The organism is Nonomuraea longicatena (assembly GCF_039525605.1).
Taxonomy (GTDB): Bacteria; Actinomycetota; Actinomycetes; order Streptosporangiales; family Streptosporangiaceae; genus Nonomuraea; species Nonomuraea longicatena.
In genome coordinates, this window is the sequence record NZ_BAAAHQ010000002.1 from 111,219 (window position 1) to 129,729 (window position 18,511).

General features: G+C 71.7%; 15 protein-coding genes. 6 read left to right on the forward strand and 9 right to left on the reverse strand.

Going from position 1 to position 18,511, the window contains the following annotated elements:
* Positions 1–17: 17 nt before the first annotated feature.
* From ABD120_RS04250 to ABD120_RS04260, 3 genes are read right to left on the reverse strand one after another with little or no spacing between them, the layout of a single operon-like run.
* A complete protein-coding gene (locus tag ABD120_RS04250; protein ID WP_343948348.1) occupies positions 18–584 on the reverse strand; it encodes a LutC/YkgG family protein in 567 nt (188 codons plus the stop codon).
* Entirely contained in the window at positions 571–1,974 is a 1,404-nt protein-coding gene (locus ABD120_RS04255; RefSeq protein WP_343948349.1) for a lactate utilization protein B, read from the reverse strand. Before ABD120_RS04255 ends, ABD120_RS04250 begins: the two co-directional genes overlap by 14 nt.
* Complete coding sequence (locus ABD120_RS04260; protein WP_343948350.1) at positions 1,971–2,699, reverse strand: (Fe-S)-binding protein; 729 nt, start codon at positions 2,697–2,699, stop codon at positions 1,971–1,973. The genes ABD120_RS04255 and ABD120_RS04260 overlap by 4 nt, the downstream gene beginning before the upstream one ends.
* 40 nt (positions 2,700–2,739) lie before the next feature.
* Between ABD120_RS04260 and ABD120_RS04265 the strand changes: the two genes are divergently transcribed.
* Positions 2,740–3,471 carry a FadR/GntR family transcriptional regulator gene (locus tag ABD120_RS04265; RefSeq protein WP_343948351.1) on the forward strand — a complete coding sequence of 244 codons (732 nt, stop codon included), beginning with the start codon at positions 2,740–2,742 and terminating at the stop codon, positions 3,469–3,471.
* Here ABD120_RS04265 and ABD120_RS04270 read toward each other — a convergent pair.
* Complete coding sequence (locus ABD120_RS04270; protein ID WP_343948352.1) at positions 3,426–4,310, reverse strand: NAD(P)H-binding protein; 885 nt, start codon at positions 4,308–4,310, stop codon at positions 3,426–3,428. The genes ABD120_RS04265 and ABD120_RS04270 overlap by 46 nt on opposite strands.
* Before the next feature lie 74 nt (positions 4,311–4,384).
* Here ABD120_RS04270 and ABD120_RS04275 point away from each other — a divergent pair, with 74 nt between their 5' ends.
* Positions 4,385–5,086, forward strand: coding sequence for a helix-turn-helix domain-containing protein (locus ABD120_RS04275; RefSeq protein ID WP_343948353.1), 702 nt, complete (start codon positions 4,385–4,387; stop codon positions 5,084–5,086).
* Between the two features lie 4 nt (positions 5,087–5,090).
* Here the strand turns inward: ABD120_RS04275 and ABD120_RS04280 are convergent, their stop codons facing one another.
* A complete protein-coding gene (locus ABD120_RS04280) occupies positions 5,091–6,533 on the reverse strand; it encodes a sulfatase family protein (protein WP_343948354.1) in 1,443 nt (480 codons plus the stop codon).
* 57 nt (positions 6,534–6,590) lie between these two features.
* Between ABD120_RS04280 and ABD120_RS04285 the strand changes: the two genes are divergently transcribed.
* Complete coding sequence (locus tag ABD120_RS04285) at positions 6,591–7,592, forward strand: LLM class F420-dependent oxidoreductase (protein WP_343948355.1); 1,002 nt, start codon at positions 6,591–6,593, stop codon at positions 7,590–7,592.
* A gap of 63 nt (positions 7,593–7,655) precedes the next feature.
* Here ABD120_RS04285 and ABD120_RS04290 read toward each other — a convergent pair whose 3' ends face one another.
* The gene (locus ABD120_RS04290) at positions 7,656–9,611 is read right to left on the reverse strand and encodes an FtsX-like permease family protein (protein WP_343948356.1); all 1,956 of its coding nucleotides are present in this window, start codon (positions 9,609–9,611) and stop codon (positions 7,656–7,658) included.
* Positions 9,608–10,285 carry an ABC transporter ATP-binding protein gene (locus ABD120_RS04295; protein WP_343948357.1) on the reverse strand — a complete coding sequence of 226 codons (678 nt, stop codon included), beginning with the start codon at positions 10,283–10,285 and terminating at the stop codon, positions 9,608–9,610. The genes ABD120_RS04290 and ABD120_RS04295 overlap by 4 nt, the downstream gene beginning before the upstream one ends.
* A 90-nt stretch (positions 10,286–10,375) precedes the next feature.
* Between ABD120_RS04295 and ABD120_RS04300 the strand changes: the two genes are divergently transcribed.
* The 3 genes from ABD120_RS04300 to ABD120_RS04310 all read left to right on the forward strand — a co-directional run bounded on the left by ABD120_RS04300 (position 10,376) and on the right by ABD120_RS04310 (position 13,244).
* A complete protein-coding gene (locus ABD120_RS04300) occupies positions 10,376–11,023 on the forward strand; it encodes a response regulator (RefSeq protein ID WP_343948358.1) in 648 nt (215 codons plus the stop codon).
* A gap of 67 nt (positions 11,024–11,090) precedes the next feature.
* On the forward strand, positions 11,091–11,741 hold the full coding sequence (locus ABD120_RS04305; protein WP_343948359.1) for a DUF4328 domain-containing protein: 651 nt from the start codon (positions 11,091–11,093) through the stop codon (positions 11,739–11,741).
* Positions 11,742–12,407: 666 nt separating this feature from the next.
* On the forward strand, positions 12,408–13,244 hold the full coding sequence (locus ABD120_RS04310) for a phosphotransferase (protein ID WP_343948360.1): 837 nt from the start codon (positions 12,408–12,410) through the stop codon (positions 13,242–13,244).
* 173 nt (positions 13,245–13,417) lie between these two features.
* Here ABD120_RS04310 and dnaE read toward each other — a convergent pair whose 3' ends face one another.
* Together dnaE and ABD120_RS04320 are read right to left on the reverse strand one after the other, a co-directional pair.
* Complete coding sequence (gene dnaE, locus ABD120_RS04315) at positions 13,418–18,211, reverse strand: DNA polymerase III subunit alpha (RefSeq protein ID WP_343948361.1); 4,794 nt, start codon at positions 18,209–18,211, stop codon at positions 13,418–13,420.
* A complete protein-coding gene (locus tag ABD120_RS04320) occupies positions 18,211–18,477 on the reverse strand; it encodes a DUF6504 family protein (RefSeq protein ID WP_343948362.1) in 267 nt (88 codons plus the stop codon). Before ABD120_RS04320 ends, dnaE begins: the two co-directional genes overlap by 1 nt.
* Positions 18,478–18,511: the final 34 nt, after the last annotated feature.

Consider the following 18,511-nt stretch of genomic DNA (forward strand, 5'->3'; position numbering starts at 1 on the left):
CGTGCTCAAGAGGCGGCTCAGGTGACGACGAGGATGTCGAGGGTGCGGGGGCCGTGGACGCCCTCGACCCGGTTGAGTTCGATGTCGCTGGTGGCGGAGGGGCCGCTGATCCAGGTGAGCGGCCGGGCCGGGTCGAGGCGGGCCACCGCCTCCGGGACGCCCGCCACGATCTGGTCGGCCGTGACCACGCACAGGTGGTAGTCGGGCACCAGCGTCTGCGCCCGCCGTCCCTGCCCGGGGCCGCAGTCGAGGACGACGGTGCCGGTCTCGGCGATGGCGACGGCGCACGCCGTGACGACGCCGCCCGCCTCCTCCAGGGGGCCGGTCCAGGGGTCGGGCACCGCGTACGGCAGGCCGTCCGGCACGATGACCGCCCGCCCCGCCGTCAGCCGTGCGATCGTCTCCTCCGCCGCGTCGCGGGCCACGACGCGCACGTCGGCCCGGTAGTCGCCGGCGCGTTCCGCGAACAGCCCGACCAGGTCCTCGACCGGCCAGGACGTGCGGTAATCGCGCTGGATCGCGACCTGCGGCGCGTTCTTCACGGCCGCTCGGACGCGGCCCAGGATGTCCTCACGCGCGCCCATCGCGCTCCCACCATTCTCTGAACGACTCTTCGGGTATCTCCGGCAGGTCCCTGGTGTCGGTCCACGCCGACAGGGGGCCGGGCAGCTTCTTGGGTGCGAGCCCTCGGAAGCGGGTGGCCAGGCGCTGGGCGCGGGCCAGCCGTACCGGGGAGTCGAGCACCCAACCGGCGGCCTTCATGGCCGCGCGCTCGGTGCGGGCGTGCGGCGCCTTGGCCCGCAGATCGACGAGCACCTCGGGGATGTCGATCGCGACCGGGCAGGCGTCGAAGCAGGCGCCGCAGAGCGAGGACGCGTACGGCAGCGACGCGTCGATCTCCGTCGTCATCCCGCGCAGCAGCGGCGTCAGGATCGCCCCGATCGGTCCCGGGTAGACCGAGCCGTAGGCGTGCCCGCCCGCCCGTTCGTAGACCGGGCACACGTTGAGGCAGGCCGAGCAGCGGATGCAGCGGAGCGCCTGGCGGCCGACGGCGTCGGCCAGGACGTCGGTGCGGCCGTTGTCGAGCAGCACCAGGTGGAAGTCCTGGCCCTCCGCCGAGCCGGTCCAGGTCGAGGTGTACGGATTCATCCGCTCGGCCGTGGAACTGCGCGGCAGCAGTTGCAGGAAGATCTCCAGATCGCGCCAGGCGGGCAGCAGCTTCTCGATGCCGACCACGCTGATCAGGGTCTGCGGCAGGGTCAGGCACATACGGCCGTTGCCCTCGGACTCCAGGACCACGCACGTGCCGGTCTCGGCGATCATGAAGTTGGCGCCGGAGACCGCGACCTTGCTGCGCAGGAAGCGTTCGCGCAGGTGCAGCCGGGCGGCCTCGGCGAGCGCGGCGGGCTCGTCGGTCAGGTTCTCCGGCGCGGGGCGGCCCCATTCGGCCATCTTCCGCAGGAAGATCTCGCGGATCTCCGAGCGGTTGCGGTGGATGGCGGGCACCAGGAAGTGGGACGGGAAGTCGTCGCCGAGTTGCACGATCAGCTCGGCGAGGTCGGTCTCGTAGGCGGTGATGCCCTCGCCGGCCAGGTGCTCGTTGAGGCCGATCTCCTGGGTGGCCATCGACTTGACCTTGACGACCTCGCTCTCGCCGGTCGCCTTGACCAGGCCGGTGACGATCCGGTTGGCCTCGGCGGCGTCGCGGGCCCAGTGGACGTGTCCGCCGTTGCGGACGACCGCCGCCTCCATCTGCTCCAGGTAGCGGTCGAGGTGGCGCAGCGTGTGGTCCTTGACGGCCGCGCCCGCCGCGCGCAGTTCCTGCCAGTCGGGCAGTTCGGCGACGGCGCGCAGGCGCTTGTCGCGGATGGTGTGGGTGGCTTTGCGGAGGTTGTAGCGGAGTTGACTGTCCTGTACGGCCTCGGCCGCGTTGGCGGGGAAGCCGCCGGGCATGCCGAGGAAGGTGCCGCTCATCGTTCCTCCGTCGCGGCCAGGATCTCGGCCAGGTGCATGATCCGTACCCCGGACCGCTGGCGGCGCAGGGTGCCGCCGATGTGCATGAGGCAGGAGTTGTCGGCGGCGCAGAGCACCTCGGCGCCGGTGTCGAGCACGTTGCGGACCTTGTCGGCGCACATGGCGGCGGAGATCGCCGGGTTCTTGACGCTGAAGGTGCCGCCGAAGCCGCAGCACTCGTCGGCCGCGCCGAGCGGGACCAGGTCGAGGCCGCGCACCTTGCGGAGCAGGCGGGCGGGCCGGTCGCCGACGCGGATCCCGCGCAACGAATGACACGTCGGGTGATATGTCACCCGGTGCGGGAAATATGCGCCTACGTCGTCTACTTGCAGGACGTCGAGCAGGAACTCCGACAGGTCGTACACCCGGGGCGCCACCTCCGCGACGGCCACCGCGCCCCTGCTGCCCGGCCGTACCAGTCTCGGGTACTGCTCGCGGACCATCGCCGCGCACGAGCCCGAGGGTGTGACCACTGCGTCGTACCCGGCGAAGACCTCGGTGAAGCGGCGGGCCAGCCGCACACCCTCCTCGCGGTAACCGGTGTTGACGTGCATCTGGCCGCAGCAGGTCTGCGCGGCCGGGAAGTCGACCTCGCAGCCGAGCCTGCGCAGCAGGGTGACGACGGCACGCCCGGTGCCCGGAAACAGGGTGTCGTTCACACAGGTGACGAACAGCGCGACCCGCACGGCTTCCCCTTATGGTCTGACCAAAGTATGGTCTGACCATATGGCAGACAAGTGGGCCCCCGTCAAGCGCACGCGCACGTTCGAGGAGGTGCTCGCCCGGATCGAGCACCGCATCGTCGAGGACGGCATGCGCATCGGCGACCGCCTGCCCGGCGAGCGGCAACTGGCCGAGCAACTCCAGGTCGGCCGCTCGTCCGTGCGCGAGGCGCTGCGCGTGCTGGAGACGCTCGGCGTGCTCTCCTCCCAGGCCGGACGGGGCCCGGACGCCGGGGCCGTCCTCACCTCCCGGCCCGACGCGGCCCTCACCGACCTGCTGCGGCTGCACCTCGGCCTGGCCAGCCTGGAGCTGCGCGAGGTCGTCGACACCCGGTTGATGATCGAGCGCTGGGCCGCCGTACGGGCCGCAGAGACCGGCGCCGACACCGGCGCCGACACCGGGGCGATGCGGGCGGCCCTGGCCGGGATGGAGGCCGCGGGCTCCGCCGAGGAGTTCGTCGAGCACGACACGGCCTTCCACTGCGCCCTCGCCGACGCCTCCGGCAACCGGCTGATCTCCGCGATCATGCGATCCATCCGCGAGGCCGTGCGCCGCTATGCGATCGAGGCCGTCGAGGCGCTCGGCGACACCTCCGTACTCCAGGACGGCCACCGGCGCATCCTGGCCGCCGTCGAGTCCGGGGCGCCGGACGAGGCGGCCCGCGCCGTCGGCGACCACCTCGCCCACGCCTACCCGGCGCTCTTCCCGCCCGGATCGGCCGAAGACCCGGGCTGACCGGTGAACGCCGCCGCGTTCGTCTCGGCCCAGGCCGCGAACGACGTGGCCGGGCGGCCCAGTACGTCGCTGACGTCCGTCGTGACGATCTCGTTGCCGCCGCCCGCGACGAAACCCCAGCCGGTCATGGCGACCTCGACGAACACCGGGTCCGCGCCCATCTCCAGCAACTGGGCGCGGGCCTGCGCCGGAGGCACGTCCACCGTCGTCGCCGCCCGCCCGGCGGCCTTGCCGATCAGCTCGACCTGGTCGGCGGTGGACAGCAGGTGGGGGCCGGTCAGCGTGTAGATCCGGCCGCCGTGACCGGCCGAGGTCAGCGCCTCGACCGCCACGTCGGCGATGTCGCCCGGGTCGATGATCCCCTGCCGCCCCTTGCCCGTCATGTTCTGCACGGGCAGACCGGCGCGGATGCCCTCCGCCCAGCCCAGGGCGTTCGTGGCGAACATGGACGGGCGCAGGATCGTCCAGGTGAGAGCGGAGGAGGTCACGGCCAGTTCCCCCGCCGCGTGCATGGTACGCACGTCCATGAGGTCGCCCGTGTCCTCCGCGCCGATGGCGGAGATCTTGACGATCCTGCGTACGCCCGCCGCCTCCGCCGCCCGTACCATGGCGCGGTCGTGCTCGGCGAGGCCCGCGCCGAAGGGCGTCACCAGCAGCACCGCCTCCGCGCCCTCGGCCGCCGCCCGCAGGGTGTCCGGCCGTTCGAAGTCCCCCAGTACGGCGGGGCCGCTCGCCCGCGACAGGTCCCTGACCATCGAGCGGGCGGGAGCGCCCCGCTCGGCCAGCCGCCGGATCACCGCGCTTCCGATGGTGCCCGTGGCACCGGTTACCAGAATCATGCGGACCACGTTCGCAGCAGCGAAGGGCCGCACTATAGGAAGAAACGGCACCCCGCCTGCGTTGATGATCGGCGATGAGCACCGTCCACGTCCGCACGCCCGACCCCGCGCCGACTGTCGCCTTCAAGCTGGGCGACCTCGTCGTGCTCGGCCCGCAGACCAGGGCCGCCTACCTGATCCCCGACCGCCCGTCGGCCTGCGTCGCGATCCGCCTGCCGGTCGGGCAGGCCCGCCCGCTGCTGGGCGTGCCGCTGAGCGGCCTGGTCGACCGGGTCGTCCCCCTGGCCGAGCTGTGGGGACGGCGGGCCGACGAGCTGTCCGAGCGGCTGTCGGACGACATGGACCGCTTCGGCCGGGCGGCGGCGCTGGCCCGGCTGCGGGCGGCCCTCGCCGAACGGCTCGCCGAAGGCACCGGACCGGACCGGGCCAGGCTGGTCGGCGACGCCGCCCGCCTGCTGGCCGGGCCGTCCCCCGGGGTCCGGCAGGTGGCGCGCGAGCTCGGGGTGAGCGAGCGGCACCTGCGCGAGGTGTTCGCCGACGGGGTCGGCGTGTCACCCAAGCGGTTCACCCGGATCGGGCGCGTGCGGCATGTCCTCGCGGGCGGGCAGCCGTGGGCCGAACTGGCGGCCGAGGCGGGCTACTACGACCAGTCACACATGGGCGCCGACTTCCGGTCGGTCATGGGCGTCTCGCCGGGTGCCTACCGGGCGGGGCGGCTGCCCGCGCCCCGGCTTTGTGAGTCGTCGTTCCGTCGCGCCGGTGACCCTGCCTCGTGAATTCTCACTCCATCGTGTCCGCGACCCGGCAGGAGGCGCCTGAGCAGGCGCGCATCGCATGCAGGCGGGCCTGCAACCGGTCGATCAGCCCCGGCGGGGCGCTGTCTGCGACGTTGTAGAGCTGGTACGGATCCCGGTCCAGGTCGTAGAGCTGCCGTTCGCCCGTGACGTACTCGACGTAGGTGTGGGTCTTCGTCCGCAGCGCCTGGTAGTCGGGCACGGGCGTCTGCCTGGCCGAGGCCCGGTTCAGCGGCCGGTAGAACTCGACCAGCACGTTGCGCCGCCACTCCTGCGGCACCCTGCCCTTCAGGAACGGCACCAGCGAGCGCCCCTCGGTGAAGGCGGGCGCCCGCGCCCCGCCGAGGGCGGCGAAGGTCTGCGGCAGGTCCAGGGTGGCGGTGAGCTCGCTGACCGTGGTGGCCGACGGCACGCCGGGGCCCCTGACCACCATCGGCACCCGGATGGCCTCCTCGAACGGGGTCGTCTTGCCCTGCCTGAGCCGGTGTGTGCCCAGGTGGAAGCCGTTGTCGGAGGCGAAGAACACATAGGTGTCGGCGAGTTTGCCCGATGAGCGCAGCGTCTGGACGAGCGCGCCGACCATGTCGTCCACGCCGAGCATCGCCCGCAGCCTGGCCCGGTAGCGCTCGTCCACGCGCTCCTCGGCCCGGCGGGTGAGCCTGGGCTGGGAGCGCAGCCAGAGGGGCTCCCGCTCGACGTCCGGCTGGTCGTAGTTGGGGGTACGGGGGGCCTGCGCGTCGGGGAAGGCGGCGGAGTGCCGTACGGCGGGGTTGGCCGGGTTGTGCGGGGCGATCGGGGCCAGGAAGAGGAAGAAGGGGTCCTTCGAGGCGGTGATGAACGACTGGGCCCGCGCGGTGAGCACGTCGGACAGGTAGTCCTGCTCCGACCAGCCGTAGTCGACCAGGTTGCCGTTCTCGTTGAGCTGGTAGCCGTATTCCTCGTACAGGTTGCGCACGGGCACCCGCCAGTCGTTCCAGCCTGGCGGCACGTAGGTGGGCGGGGTGGCGCCGCCCGGGTAGTGGTTGAGGAACTTGCCCATGAGCGCGGTCCGGTAGCCCGCCGCCTGCATCCAGGTCCCGATAGTGGATCGTTCCAGATTTGTCCGGTAAAACTTCTCAAAACCCCCTTCCGGGGCGGTGTTGGTGAGGACGCCGTGACTGTGCACGTACTGCGAACGCAGCATCGAGGTACGCGACGGGCAGCACCACGAGTTCGTCACGAAGAAACGGTCGAAGGAGACGCCCTGGTCGACCAGTTCGCGGGTGATGTTGGGGAAGTGGCCGAGCACGCCGGACTCCAGGTCGTCCACGAGCACGAAGACGATGTTGGGCTTCGGCGCCCGTGCCTGGCCGGAGGCAACGGTCGGCTCCACCACCGCCGGGAGCAGCAGCGGCAGCAGGCAGGCGAGGCGGAACAGACCCTTGACCACAGCTCAGACTTCCCCGAAAGATCATGTATCGACACTAGAACATCATTCGGAGGTGCCATGAGGCTCGGGCTCAACCTCGGCTACTGGCAGCGATACGCCGATGACGCCACTGAGACGGTGCTCGCGGCGGAGCGACTCGGTTACGACTCCGTGTGGACGGCGGAAGCCTACGGCAGCGACGCCTTCACCCCGCTGGCCTGGTACGGGGCCCGTACCAGCCGGATCAAGCTCGGCACCTCCGTCGCCCAGTTGTCGGCCCGCACCCCGGCCGCCACGGCGATGACCGCGATGACCCTCGACCACCTCACCGGCGGACGGCTGCTGCTCGGCGTCGGCGCCTCCGGCCCCCAGGTCGTCGAAGGCTGGTACGGCCAGCCGTTCGCCGCCCCTCTCGCGCGCACCCGCGAGTACGTCGAGATCATGCGCAGGATCTGGCGCCGCGAGGAACCCGTGACCGCCCCCGGCCCCCACCACCCGCTCCCCCTGCCCGGCGGACTCGGCAAGCCCCTCAAGCTCATCACCCACCCGCTGCGCCCCGACATCCCCGTCTACCTCGGCGCCGAGGGCCCGAAGAACGTGGCGCTCGCCGCCGAGATCGCGCAGGGCTGGCTGCCGCTGTTCGCCTTCCCCTCCAAGATCGAGGAGATGTACGGCGAGGCGCTGCGCGAGCGCCCGCCCGGCTTCGACGTCGCCGCCATGGTCGTCGTCATCGTCACCGACGACCTGCGTGCCGCCCTCGACGGCGTCAAGCTGATGCTCACGCTGTACATCGGCGGGATGGGCGCGAAGGGCCGCAACTTCCACGCCGACATCATCGGCCGGATGGGCTTCGCAGAGGCGGCGGAGCGCGTCCAGTCGCTGTACCTGTCCGGCCAGAAGGAGGCCGCCTTCCGCGCGGTCCCCGACGAGCTGGCCGACGGCATCTCACTGGTGGGACCGCCCGGCCGGATCAGGGAACGGCTGGAGCCCTGGCACCGCAGCCCGGTCACGAACCTGCTCGTGATGGGCCCGCGCGACGAGGACTCCCTGCGAACGGTCCGCGACCTGGTGCTCGGCTGATCAGGAACCTTCGCCCGGCCTCGGTGCCCGGGTCGGCCTTCGGCGTCACCCTGCCCGCCGGGCCTAGTCGGGCCTGGGGGCCGGGTCGGCGGTCACCGAGCGGAGCAGCGGCCGACTCAGCGCCCCTGCCCCGAGGACGCCGCCGAACCCGACCACCACGCACACCACCAGCGTGATCAGGCCGGTGACGTTCGGGGCGCCCATCATGAACGGCATCGCGCAGAACGCGCCCACGGCGATCGCGCCGCCGCCCATGGCCGCCAGCGGGATCAGCGTCTCCGAGCGGCGGGCCCGGTCGAGGACCTCCAGCGGCGTACCGGCCAGACGCAGCAGCGCGTACGTCTGGCGCCGGTCGAGCACCGAGGAGGCGGCGGTGATGCCCGCGCTCGCGATCGCCACCAGGAACGACACCGACAGCACGATGACGGTCCCCACCCGCACGTCGCCCAGCAGCCGCACCCCGAACAGGTCGCTGTCCGCGCGCCCGGCCGGGCTGATGCCGGGCGAGATCCCGCTGAGAGCGGTACGCGCTCGGTCCACGGTGGCCGCGTCGGCGAGCGAGCCGAGCGCCGCGACGACGGCGTCCTTCTCGGCCTTCACTGTGGCGGTCACATCGGCCTCGGCCAGGCGCGCGCGGACCTCGGGCACCAGCTCGCGGGGCTCGGCGGCGGTGGCCACGACCGACATCTGGGGCGGACCCTCGTCGGGGGTGATGGAGGCCGGGCTGAGCAGGCCGAGGAAGCCCGCGACGAAGCCGGTGAGCGCGACCCCGCTGACCGTACGCCACGCGGAGCGGGGGTCGTCCACCAGGCGGCGGCCCGCGAGCAGCCGCACCGGCCCCCTGGCCCCCGCGGCGGTGATCCGTCCGATGAGGGCGACCACCCACGGGCCGACCAGATTGATGCACAGGAAGGCGAGGGACAGCACGATCACGATCACCGTCAGGCCGACGGCCGGGCTGAGGGTGGACACCATCGCGAGCGCGCCCACCAGCGCGAGGACGCGGACGAACCGCATGCCGGGCGGCGTCTCCCGCTTGGCGACGCCGAGCGGGCTCACCACCACCCGGCGCAGCCCGGCGACGGCCGACAGGCCGACGAGCAGCGGGACGGCCACCAGCAGCGCGGCGACCACGTACACCGGCGGCCACAGGTCACCGGCGAACCAGCCGCCTCCGGCGATCTCGATCCGGCCCAGCAGCGGCGTCGCCAGCGCGAACGCGGCGGTCCCGGCGAGCGCGCCCGCGAAGGCGACGATGACGGCCTCGGCCACCGTCATGCCGACGACCTGGCCCGGAGTGGCCCCGATCAGCCGCAGCGCGGCCAGGCGCTGATCGCGGCGGGCGACCGTGAGCCGGGCCGCGGCGCCCCCGAACACCAGCAGCGGCACGACCATGAGCACGCTCGCGATCAGGGCGAGGACCGAGTACATCTCGGCGTCCTCCAACGGCTCGCCCTTCAGGTCGGCGACCTTGGTGGGAGAGACGCCGGTGATCTGCTGCTCGGAGCGCGGGCTGGTCATCACCGGGTCGTTCGGCCGATGCCCGATCACGGCGACGAGTTCGCCCGGGTGGACGAGCGCCTCGTCGCCGAGGATCCCGGTGGGCTTGGGGAAGCGGGCCGCGAGCTCGTTCGCGGGAAGCTCCTTCGCGAGGTCGGCGAGCCCCTGCGACAGCCACGCCTCGCCCGGCTTCGGGAACCTCTGCAGCCCCGGCGGCACGGGCGCCTCCGGGGTGAGCGCCGCGAGGTCCACCACCGTGATCGGCAGATCCCGGACCTGGTCGGTGCGCGTCGCCAGGACGGCGGTCGTTTTCCCGGAAGTCGTCTTCCCGGCGGTCGCGACCGGGTTGCGCCAGGCGCTGCGCTCGCCTCTGGCGTCGAAGGCGTAGTTGGCCGCGACGGCGAACAGCAGCAACGCGGTGGACACGGCGACCGCGCCGAGCGTGAGCCAGGTGCCGAGCAGGCCGCGACGGCCCCCGCCGCGCAGCAGCCGCCAGGACAGGGCGAGCAGGTTCGTCATCGTGCCACCCCGTGCGCGAGCAGGCGGCCGTCGCGGACCTCGACCGTGCGGTCACAGGCGGCCGCCACGTTCGGGTCGTGGGTGACCACGATCAGGCAGGCGCCGTTGTGCTTGGTGGCCTCCACGAGCAGGCGCATCGTGTCGTGTCCCGTGCTCTGGTCGAGCGCGCCCGTCGGCTCGTCCGCGAACACCACGGCGGGCTTGGTCACCAGCGCGCGGGCGATCGCCACCCGCTGCGCCTGCCCGCCGGACAGCTCGCCGGGGCGGCGCGTCTCCATGCCCTGCAGTCCGAGCGGGCCGAACCACTCCCTGGCCTGCCGTACGGCCTGCTGCCTGCTCACCCCGCCCAGCATGAGCGGCAGCGCCACGTTCTCCTCCGCCGGGAGCTCCGGCAGCAACTGCCCGAACTGGAAGACGAACCCGAACCGGGTACGGCGCAGCGCGCTGCGCTTGCGCTCGCCCATCGCGTCGATGCGCTGTCCGAGCAGGTGCACCTCCCCGTCGTCCGGCTTCATGATCCCGGCCAGGCAGTGGAGCAGCGTCGACTTGCCCGACCCGCTCGGGCCCATGATCGCGACCGCCTCACCGCCGCGCACCGCGATGTCCACACCGCCGAGGGCCACCGTCTGGCCGAAGCGCTTGGTGAGGGCGCTGCCCACGATTACGTCGTTCATGCCGAACAGCTTCCCGAGCGGGCACCGGCCGCCGGATCGGCCGAGCGTCGGGTTTGCCCTCGGCCGAACGGCTGATCCTAGAGTTGACGCGTGACTATTCGCGTACTCATCGCCGACGACCAGGAGCTGGTGCGTACCGGCTTCAAGATGATTCTGGACGCCCAGCCCGACATGGAGGTGGTCGCGGCCGTCGCCGACGGCGCCGAGGCGGTCGCGCAGGCGCGGCGGCTGCGGCCCGACGTGTGCCTGCTCGACATCCGCATGCCCAAGCTCGACGGGCTGGAGGTGACCCGCGCCCTCGCCGGTCCCGGCGTCGAGAACCCGATGCGGATCGTGATCGTCACCACCTTCGACCTGGACGAGTACGTGTACGGGGCGCTGCGCGCCGGAGCCACCGGGTTCCTGCTGAAGGACAGCGGGCCGGTGCTGCTGATCGAGGCCATCCGGGCGGCGGTGACGGGGGACGCGCTGGTGTCGCCGTCGGTGACCGTACGGCTGCTGCAGCACCTCGCACGGCCGCGCGGGACCGCCGCGATGCCGGACGTGCCGCTGACCGAGCGGGAACTCGACGTGGTCCGGCTCGTCGCGCGCGGCAGGACCAACCAGGAGGTGGCGGCGGAGTTGTTCGTGTCACTGTCCACCGTGAAGACGCATCTCGGGAGCATCCAGGCGAAACTCGGCGTGCGCAACCGTGGGGAGATCGCGGCTTGGGCGTGGGAATCCGGTGTCGTGAGCTGATTAATTCCACCCCCGCCTGGATACAAGTTAATCGAACGAACCAGCCGCATGACCAGGGGAGAAACACGTGCGCGCTGTCCAGACACCGCCGACGGGAGCCGCGTCCGCCGTCTACCTGACGCTCTCCGCGCAGGTCCTCTCCCTGGGCGCCCTGGTCGTCTTCGAGCAGGTGCGCGGGCAGCGGCTCGCCGGCCAGATCGCCGCGCTCGGCGGGCAGGCGCGCGACTCCGAGGCGGTCGTGGGGGCGGTGACCGTCTTCGCCGTCCTCATGATGCTGCTGGCGGGCACCACCGTGGCGGCCGCCGTCGCCTACCTGACCTGGCTCGTCCGCGCCCGGCAGGCCAACGCGCCGACCGCGCCCGCCGCGCCCGCGCTGGCGGCGTGGCTGGTGCCGGGGATCAACCTGATCGCACCGTTCGTCGTCGCCGACGACGTGTGGCGCGGGTCTCGTCCGCCGTTCGACCGGCGCGGGCGGTGGCTCGTGCTGCTGGGTGCGTGGTGGCTGAGCACGGTGGCCAGCGCCGCGATGGTCGGGTTCCGGCTGCTGGACACCAGCCCTGGTGAGCTGACCGGGCTCGGGGTGGCCGAACTGGGGGTCACGGCGGTGGCGGCGGCGCTGTGCGCGATCACGGTCCGGGACGTCACGGGGATCCAGCGCTCACTCCGCGCCGCACCGACCATCCGCCTCACCACCCCACCTGAGATCAGCCACGCCTGACCCGACCGCCCCGCCGTCTCCCTCGCCTCCGTTGTGGCCGGCGGCCTCCACCACGGCAGCCGTGCCACACCCGCCGTCACCCCCCGCGCCGCCGTCGCGGCACGACCACAACGCGCCGTCTCCGCTATGGCAGGCCGCCTCACACACCTGCCGCCCGAGCAACCCGCCATCACCGTTACGGCGCAGCCGCCCCCACCCGCCTCCCGCCGTACCGGCTGAAGGACGTTCTCCGAGCGCCACTCCCCTCGCCCCACCCCGCCGCGACGACCCCGGAGATCGCCCCGACGCGGGAACCCCGAGACCGCCCGGCCCCCGCGAACGACGCACCCCACGACCCCTACCTCACGTCGCCCGCCATTGCCGTCAGGGCCAAGTTCCCACCCCGCGACCCCGCCCTGCCTGACGTCACCCGCCACACCCGCCGTAGTGGGTACCCGACGAGTATGCGGTGATCGGCGGGTCGCTTTCCTGTGTCCGGCTCCCGTGATGTGCCGGCGTATCCGACGCCTTCACTAGGTTGTGGGGATGCGGAGATTCGCAGGGATCGAAGACCTGTCCGGACTCGTGCGTGACGCGTTGGGTTCGGGGTGCCGCGTTGTCGGAGTGGACCGGCTACGCGGGGGGAGCAAGAAGGGCGTCTACCGGGTCCACGTCGACGGAACCCGCATGGCGACTGTGGTCGTGTACGTCTGGGCCGACACGGAGAACTTCTGGCCCGCTGTGGACGAGGTCGGCACCGCCGACCCGCTCGCACCGGCGTCCGGGCTGGTGCCGTTTCTCGCCGCGCAGCGGAGCCTGGACAGCCTGGGGGTACGGGTTCCACAGCTCCTCCTGGCCGATGGCGGCCGACGCCGCTATCGGGCTGACGTCGCCGTGGTCGAGGACGTCTGCGGCGGCCCCCTCGAAGGGCTCTTCGACACTGATCCCGGGCGCGCGGGATCAGCCCTGGGTGACCTCGCCGGGATGCTCAAGGCGATGCACGGCCGCCGCTCCCCCCGGTACGGCCGCGTCGACCTGCTGGAGCAGGATGTCGCGGCCTCGTGTGAGGCTCTGGTGCTCGATCGTGCTCTCCGAGACCTGGAGGAAGCGGCGGGCCGAGACGACAGGATCGCCGCAGCGGCCGATGCGCTGGGCGACCGGCTGCGGGAGCTGGCCGCGCGGGTGGCCCCGCGCGCGGAGTACGGACTGATCCACGGAGAGCTGGGGCCCGACCACGTCCTGGTCGACGGTGACGGGCACGCCGTGCTGATCGACATCGAGGGTCTGATGTACTTCGACGTGGAGTGGGAGCATGTCTTCCTCCGGCTCCGCTTCGGCGAGCGATACGCGGCACTGGCGCGGCCCGGTCTCGATCCGCGACGGCTCGATCTGTTCATGCTCGCGATGCGCCTGTCGCTGGTGGCCGGTCCATTGCGGCTCCTCGACGGAGACTTCCCCGACCGGCCGTTCATGCGGACGATCGCCGAACACAACACCGAAGAGGCGCTGGCGCTCCTACCGTGAACCTCACGCGCCCATCGGCGCAGCGCATCGACGCAGGTCGGGCGCCGGTACTGTCCATGGAACCCGGCAGACCGCAGGCCCCCGTGCCCGACCGACAGATCACCGGAGCACGCTCCAGGCAGGAAGCACTCACGACGGTGAAGCACCGACGCCGTCATCAGACAGCGGAGCCGTCAGACGGCGGTGGAGCCGGAACTGCCTTGGCTGGCATGCCAGAGTCGGCGGGGCGGGTTCGCCGTGATCGTGGGGCCGAGATCGGAGTACGGGGACAGGCGGAAGCCGTTGGCGTACTCGATCCGGCCGCCGCTCACCCCGTCCCTCTCCTCGGGGGCGCGAGTCAGCAGCGCCCTGACGGCTTCGGTGCCCTGCGCGCGCCAGATCCGGTCGAGGTCGAGCAGGTTCCAGCAGTCGACGGCACGCATCGAGATCGCCCTCGGACCTGTTCGCCTGATCACCCCCCTGGCCACCATCAGCCACGACCCGAACACCGTCGCCGCGCACCTCCCCTGGACCGACTCGAAGAACGTCAGGTCCACCGGTCCGGTGGAGTCGTCGAGGGTGGTGAAGATGACCCGCTGCCCCGACCGCACGGCCGGAGTCTGGGTCGCCACCTTCACCCCCGCGACCAGCACCTCGGCGCCGTTGCGCTGATCGAGCAGTTCGCTGGAGCGGACGACCCCGATGGCGTCGAGCAGTTCGTCATGAAAACTGATGACATGGCGGCTGATGTCGATGCCGAGGATCTCCAACTCAGCCTCGACCATCTCACTCTCGGTCATCTCGGGAAGCTCACCGGGAGTGAGATGCTCCCCGAACCCCAGCGGCAACTGCACCGCCTCCCCGCTCCCCGCGACCTCAGAGGAAGCCACAGAAGACCCACTCCGAACCCCCGCACCTTCAACCCCCGCACCTTCAACCCCCGCGTCTTCAACCCCCGCGCGGGAAACGGCCGCACGAGAAACGGCCGCACGAGAAACGGCCGCAGAGGCGACGGACTCGCGCCCCAACGACGAAGGCGCGCTATCCGTGGGGGGAAGCGCGCCTGTCGAGGGAAGAGACAGGCGTTCAGGCGGAGGATTCCACCGCATAGGACCTCGGGCGGAGGCGACCAGGTCCCGGAGGGTGACAAGCGATGGCGCATAACCACCTCTGATAGTGAGTGAGTGCTCACTCACGGGCGGGTATTCACTCACAGGTGAGCGCTCACTCACGGGCGGGTATTCACTCACAGGTGAGCGCTCACTCACGAGTGAGTATTCACTCACGGGTGGGTGCTCACTCACGGGTGGGTGCTCACTTGGGCCGAGAAAACGCGCCCTGCCCGCACGAAACTCAAGATCTCGCCCAACAGGGCCACCCGCGACCAGCGCGCTGAACGCCAAGGACACCGGCACGGCTGCGGTCGGCGCGGAGATGGCGGGGACGAAGATCTCGGGTGTGAGGTCGCGAAGCGCCGAAAGGTCGAGCGCGGGTACGCCCACTGGCAGGCCAGGTCGCCGACGACAGCCTTCGGCGGAAACACCGGCCGCGAGAGCACCGACCACGGGCGTACCAGACACAGGTACTCCGGCCCTGAAAGCACCGGCCTCCGGAGTATCAGGCTCCGGAGTGCTGAACTCGGGCTCGGGAGTATCGGGTCTCGGAGTGATGGGCTCGGCGGTGCCGGACTCGGGTGTACCCGGCTCGGGTGTCCCAAGCATGGAGGCGGCAGGGGCCGGAGTGGGGGTGGCGGAGGCGAGAAGAGAGAAGGGGGAGCGTGAGGTGGTCGGGGGTGAGGTGCCGGTAGTGGAGGAGGTGTCGGTAGCGCCCGTGGCGGTGGCGGTGGCGCCCGTGGCGGTGGCGGAGGCGCCCGTGGAGGCAGAGGTGCCGGTGGAGGCAGAGGTGCCAGAGGTGGAGGTGCCGGAGGTGGAGGTGCGTTCGAGGATGCCGACCTGGGCAATCAGGTCGCGGCGGGTCAGTTCGCCGGGGCGCCAGCGTTCGCCGCCGGGGCGCAGGTCGTGGAGGGTGTCCAGGCCGCCGACCTGGACGATGCGTTCCATGATCGGCCGCGACGGCCGCGCCCGCTCCCAGAAATCGGCCAGAGAGGTGTACGGCCGACCGGCCACCATCCGCGCGACCTCCCCCTCGCTGACCCCTTTGACTGCGGAGAAGGGCACCCGCAGCGCGTACCCCTTGCCGATCTCCGCGATCCGATAGTTCCGCCGCCGGTAGTCGCCCAGGTCCTCGGGCCCGCCGCCCACGTCCTCGGGCCTGATGTCCAGGTCCTCGGGGCTGACGCCCAAGTCCTCGGGCCTGACGCGGAGGCTGAGCCGTTCGACCTGCCATTCCCCTCCTGAGCGGTTGACGTCCAGCGGCAGGATGCGGACCCCGCACTGGCGTGCCTCGTCGACGATGACGCGCTGCGGGTACATGCCGGGCTCGTGGGCGAGCACTCCGGCGAAGAAGGCGGCCGCGTGGTGCCGTTTGAGCCACGCCGACTGGTAGGTGGGCAGCGCGAAGGCGGCCGCGTGCGCCTTGCAGAAGCCGAACGCCCCGAACGCGTCGAGCACCTTCCACGCCTCCTCCACCTCGGCGGCGGAGAACCCCAGGGCCACGGCCTCCGGAACGAACTCGGCGCGGACCCGGAGCCGTCCGGCCTCGGTGGCGAGCGTGCGCCGCATGGTCTCGGCGCCGTGCAGGTCGCGCCCGGTCATCACCGAGATGATCTTCAGGACCTGCTCGTGGAAGACGACCACCCCGTGCGTCTCCCTGAGCGCGTCGCGCAGGCGTTCGTGCGGATAGTACGGTCTCCGCCACCCGTGCCTGGCCTCCAGGTACGGCGTCACCATGTCGGAGTTGACCGGCCCCGGCCGAAACAGCGAGATGTCGACGATCAGGTCGTGCATCGTGCGCGGCTCCAGTTTGGCGACGAGTTCGCGCTGGCCGGGCGACTCGATCTGGAAGCAGCCGAGGGTGCGTCCGGCGCAGATCATGTCGTAGGTGGCCGGGTCGTCGTGCGGCACGGCGTCGAGGTCGAGGTCCACGCCCTCGACGCGGTTGATCTCACTGAGCGTGTACGCCATGGCCGACTGCATACGGACGCCGAGCACGTCGAGTTTGAGCAGCCCGGCCTCCTCGACATCGTCCTTGTCGTACTGCGACATGGGGAACTCCAGCAGGCTGCGCTCGACGGGGGTGACGTCCTTGAGCCCGGCGTTTCCGACGAGGACGCCGCACGGGTGCAGGGCGATGTGCCTGGGCAGGCCGTCGAGTTTCTCCGCGAGGCGGAAGACCCGGTCGAGCCCGGCCTCCCCGAGCCGGCTGTCGCGGAGTTCGGGCAGGTCGCCGAGGGAAGCGGTGATCTGGCGGGCGCGGATGTGCGGGAACGCCTTGGCGATGGTGTCGATCTCGTGCGGCGGCAGGCCCATGGCGCCCGCGACGTCGCGGATGGCGCTGCGGGCGCGGTAGGTCTCCATCATGGAGACGCAGGCCACGCGGGCGTCGCCGTACGTCTCGAAGATGGCCCGGTAGCAGTCGAGGCGGCGGGCGGACTCGACGTCGACGTCGATGTCGGGCAGTCCGATGCGGCCGTGCGACAGGAAGCGTTCCATGAGCAGGCCGTGTTCGAGGGGGTTCACCTCGCCGATGCCGATGAGGTAGTTGACCAGGCTGCCCGCACCCGACCCCCGAATAGCGCAACGGATGCCCATATTTCGGATCATGTCGGTGATACCGACTACTGACACGAAATATCCGGACAGGTGCTTGGATTCGATGATCGCCAGCTCCTCCTCCGCCCGCGCCCGCGCCTCCACCGAACGGCCGAGGCCGCGCGTGTGCAGGCCGTCCTCCACCCGGTGGCGCAGCATCGGCACCGGCTCGCCGTCGACCTCGGGCAGGTGCAGACGGGGCGGATCGCTCCCGAGCGCCAGCATCGACCCGGGATCCACCGCGCACGCCTCGGCCAGCCGCCGCGTGGAGTAGAGCAGGCGGCCGACCCGGTCGCGGTCACCGCCGCAGATCTTCATCGCGACCTGCCACATCTCCCTGCTGCTCTTCAGGTACGCGTGCGAGGTCGGCCCGTCGAGGTGGCGCGGGTGCAGCGGCACGAGCTGGCGGGCCGCGTCGAGGACGTCGCCGACCTGGTGATCGGCGGGGTCGAGGTAGCGGACGGCGTTGGTCAGCACGACGGGGGCGCCCGCCGAGTCGGCCAGCTCGTGCATGCGGGCCGCGAGGACGGTGTCGCGGTAACCGTACTGGTCGACGAGTTCGACGCCCACGTCGGCGACGAGCGAGCGCCACCTGCCGAGCATGAGCCGGGCGTGCTCGTCGCGGCGCTCCGCGACGGCCCGGCCCACGTCGGAGCGCGGGCCGAGCAGGACGATGAGGGCACCGCCCTCGGCGTGCTCCGCGACCAGTTCGCGGGTGACCCAGGGGTCGCCGCGCTCGCCCGCGCGGTGGGCGGCGGTGACGAGCCTGGCCAGCCGGGACCAGCCGCCCGCACGGGCCAGTACGGTGATCCGGTCCTCGGCCCCCGGCCCGGTCCTGGGCCGCCCGGAGTCCGGGCCGCCGAAAGACCGCGAAGGCCACCCGTCGAAAGACCGCCTGCCGGAAGAGCGCCCACCGGAGGCCCACCCCTCAGAGGTGCGCCCATCAGAGGACCACCCGCCGGAGGAGCGCCCGGAGAACCCGGCAGAACGCCCCGAAGCACGTCCGGGTCCGGGTGGCCCGAAAGCGGTCTCCGGGGAGTCCTGGCCCGCCCCCGAGGGCCGTAGAGCCAGGTTCACCCCGAAGACCGCGCGCAGCCCGGCGTCGGCGCACGCCTGCGCGTGCTTGATCGCGCCGTAGAGCCCGTCGCGGTCGGTCAGCGCCAGGATGTCCATCCGGTGCGCGAGCGCCCGCTCGGCCAACTGGCGGGGAAACGCGGTGCCGTAGCGCATCGAGTACGCCGAGCTGACGCTGAGGTGCGGGAACGGAGGCGGCGCCATCAGTCCCACGCCCTCATGAGCAGCCAGTCGCCGCCCGCGGTGTCGAAGCGGAGCTCGTAGGAGCCCAGCACCGACCCCTGACCGGCCTCGACCCGCCAGAACCGCCGCTCGCCCGGATCGCCCTCCGTCGTCTTCCACCATTCGCGGGCCACGACCCAGTGGTCGGTGACCCGGTGGACGAGATAGAGCCGATCACGCCAGACGAACTGGGCGGGCCGGCCCTCACGGGTCCACACCTCGATCGGGTCGCCATAGAGTCTGCTCAAGACGCTTCTTCTCCCACGCGGCTCTGAACGTGCA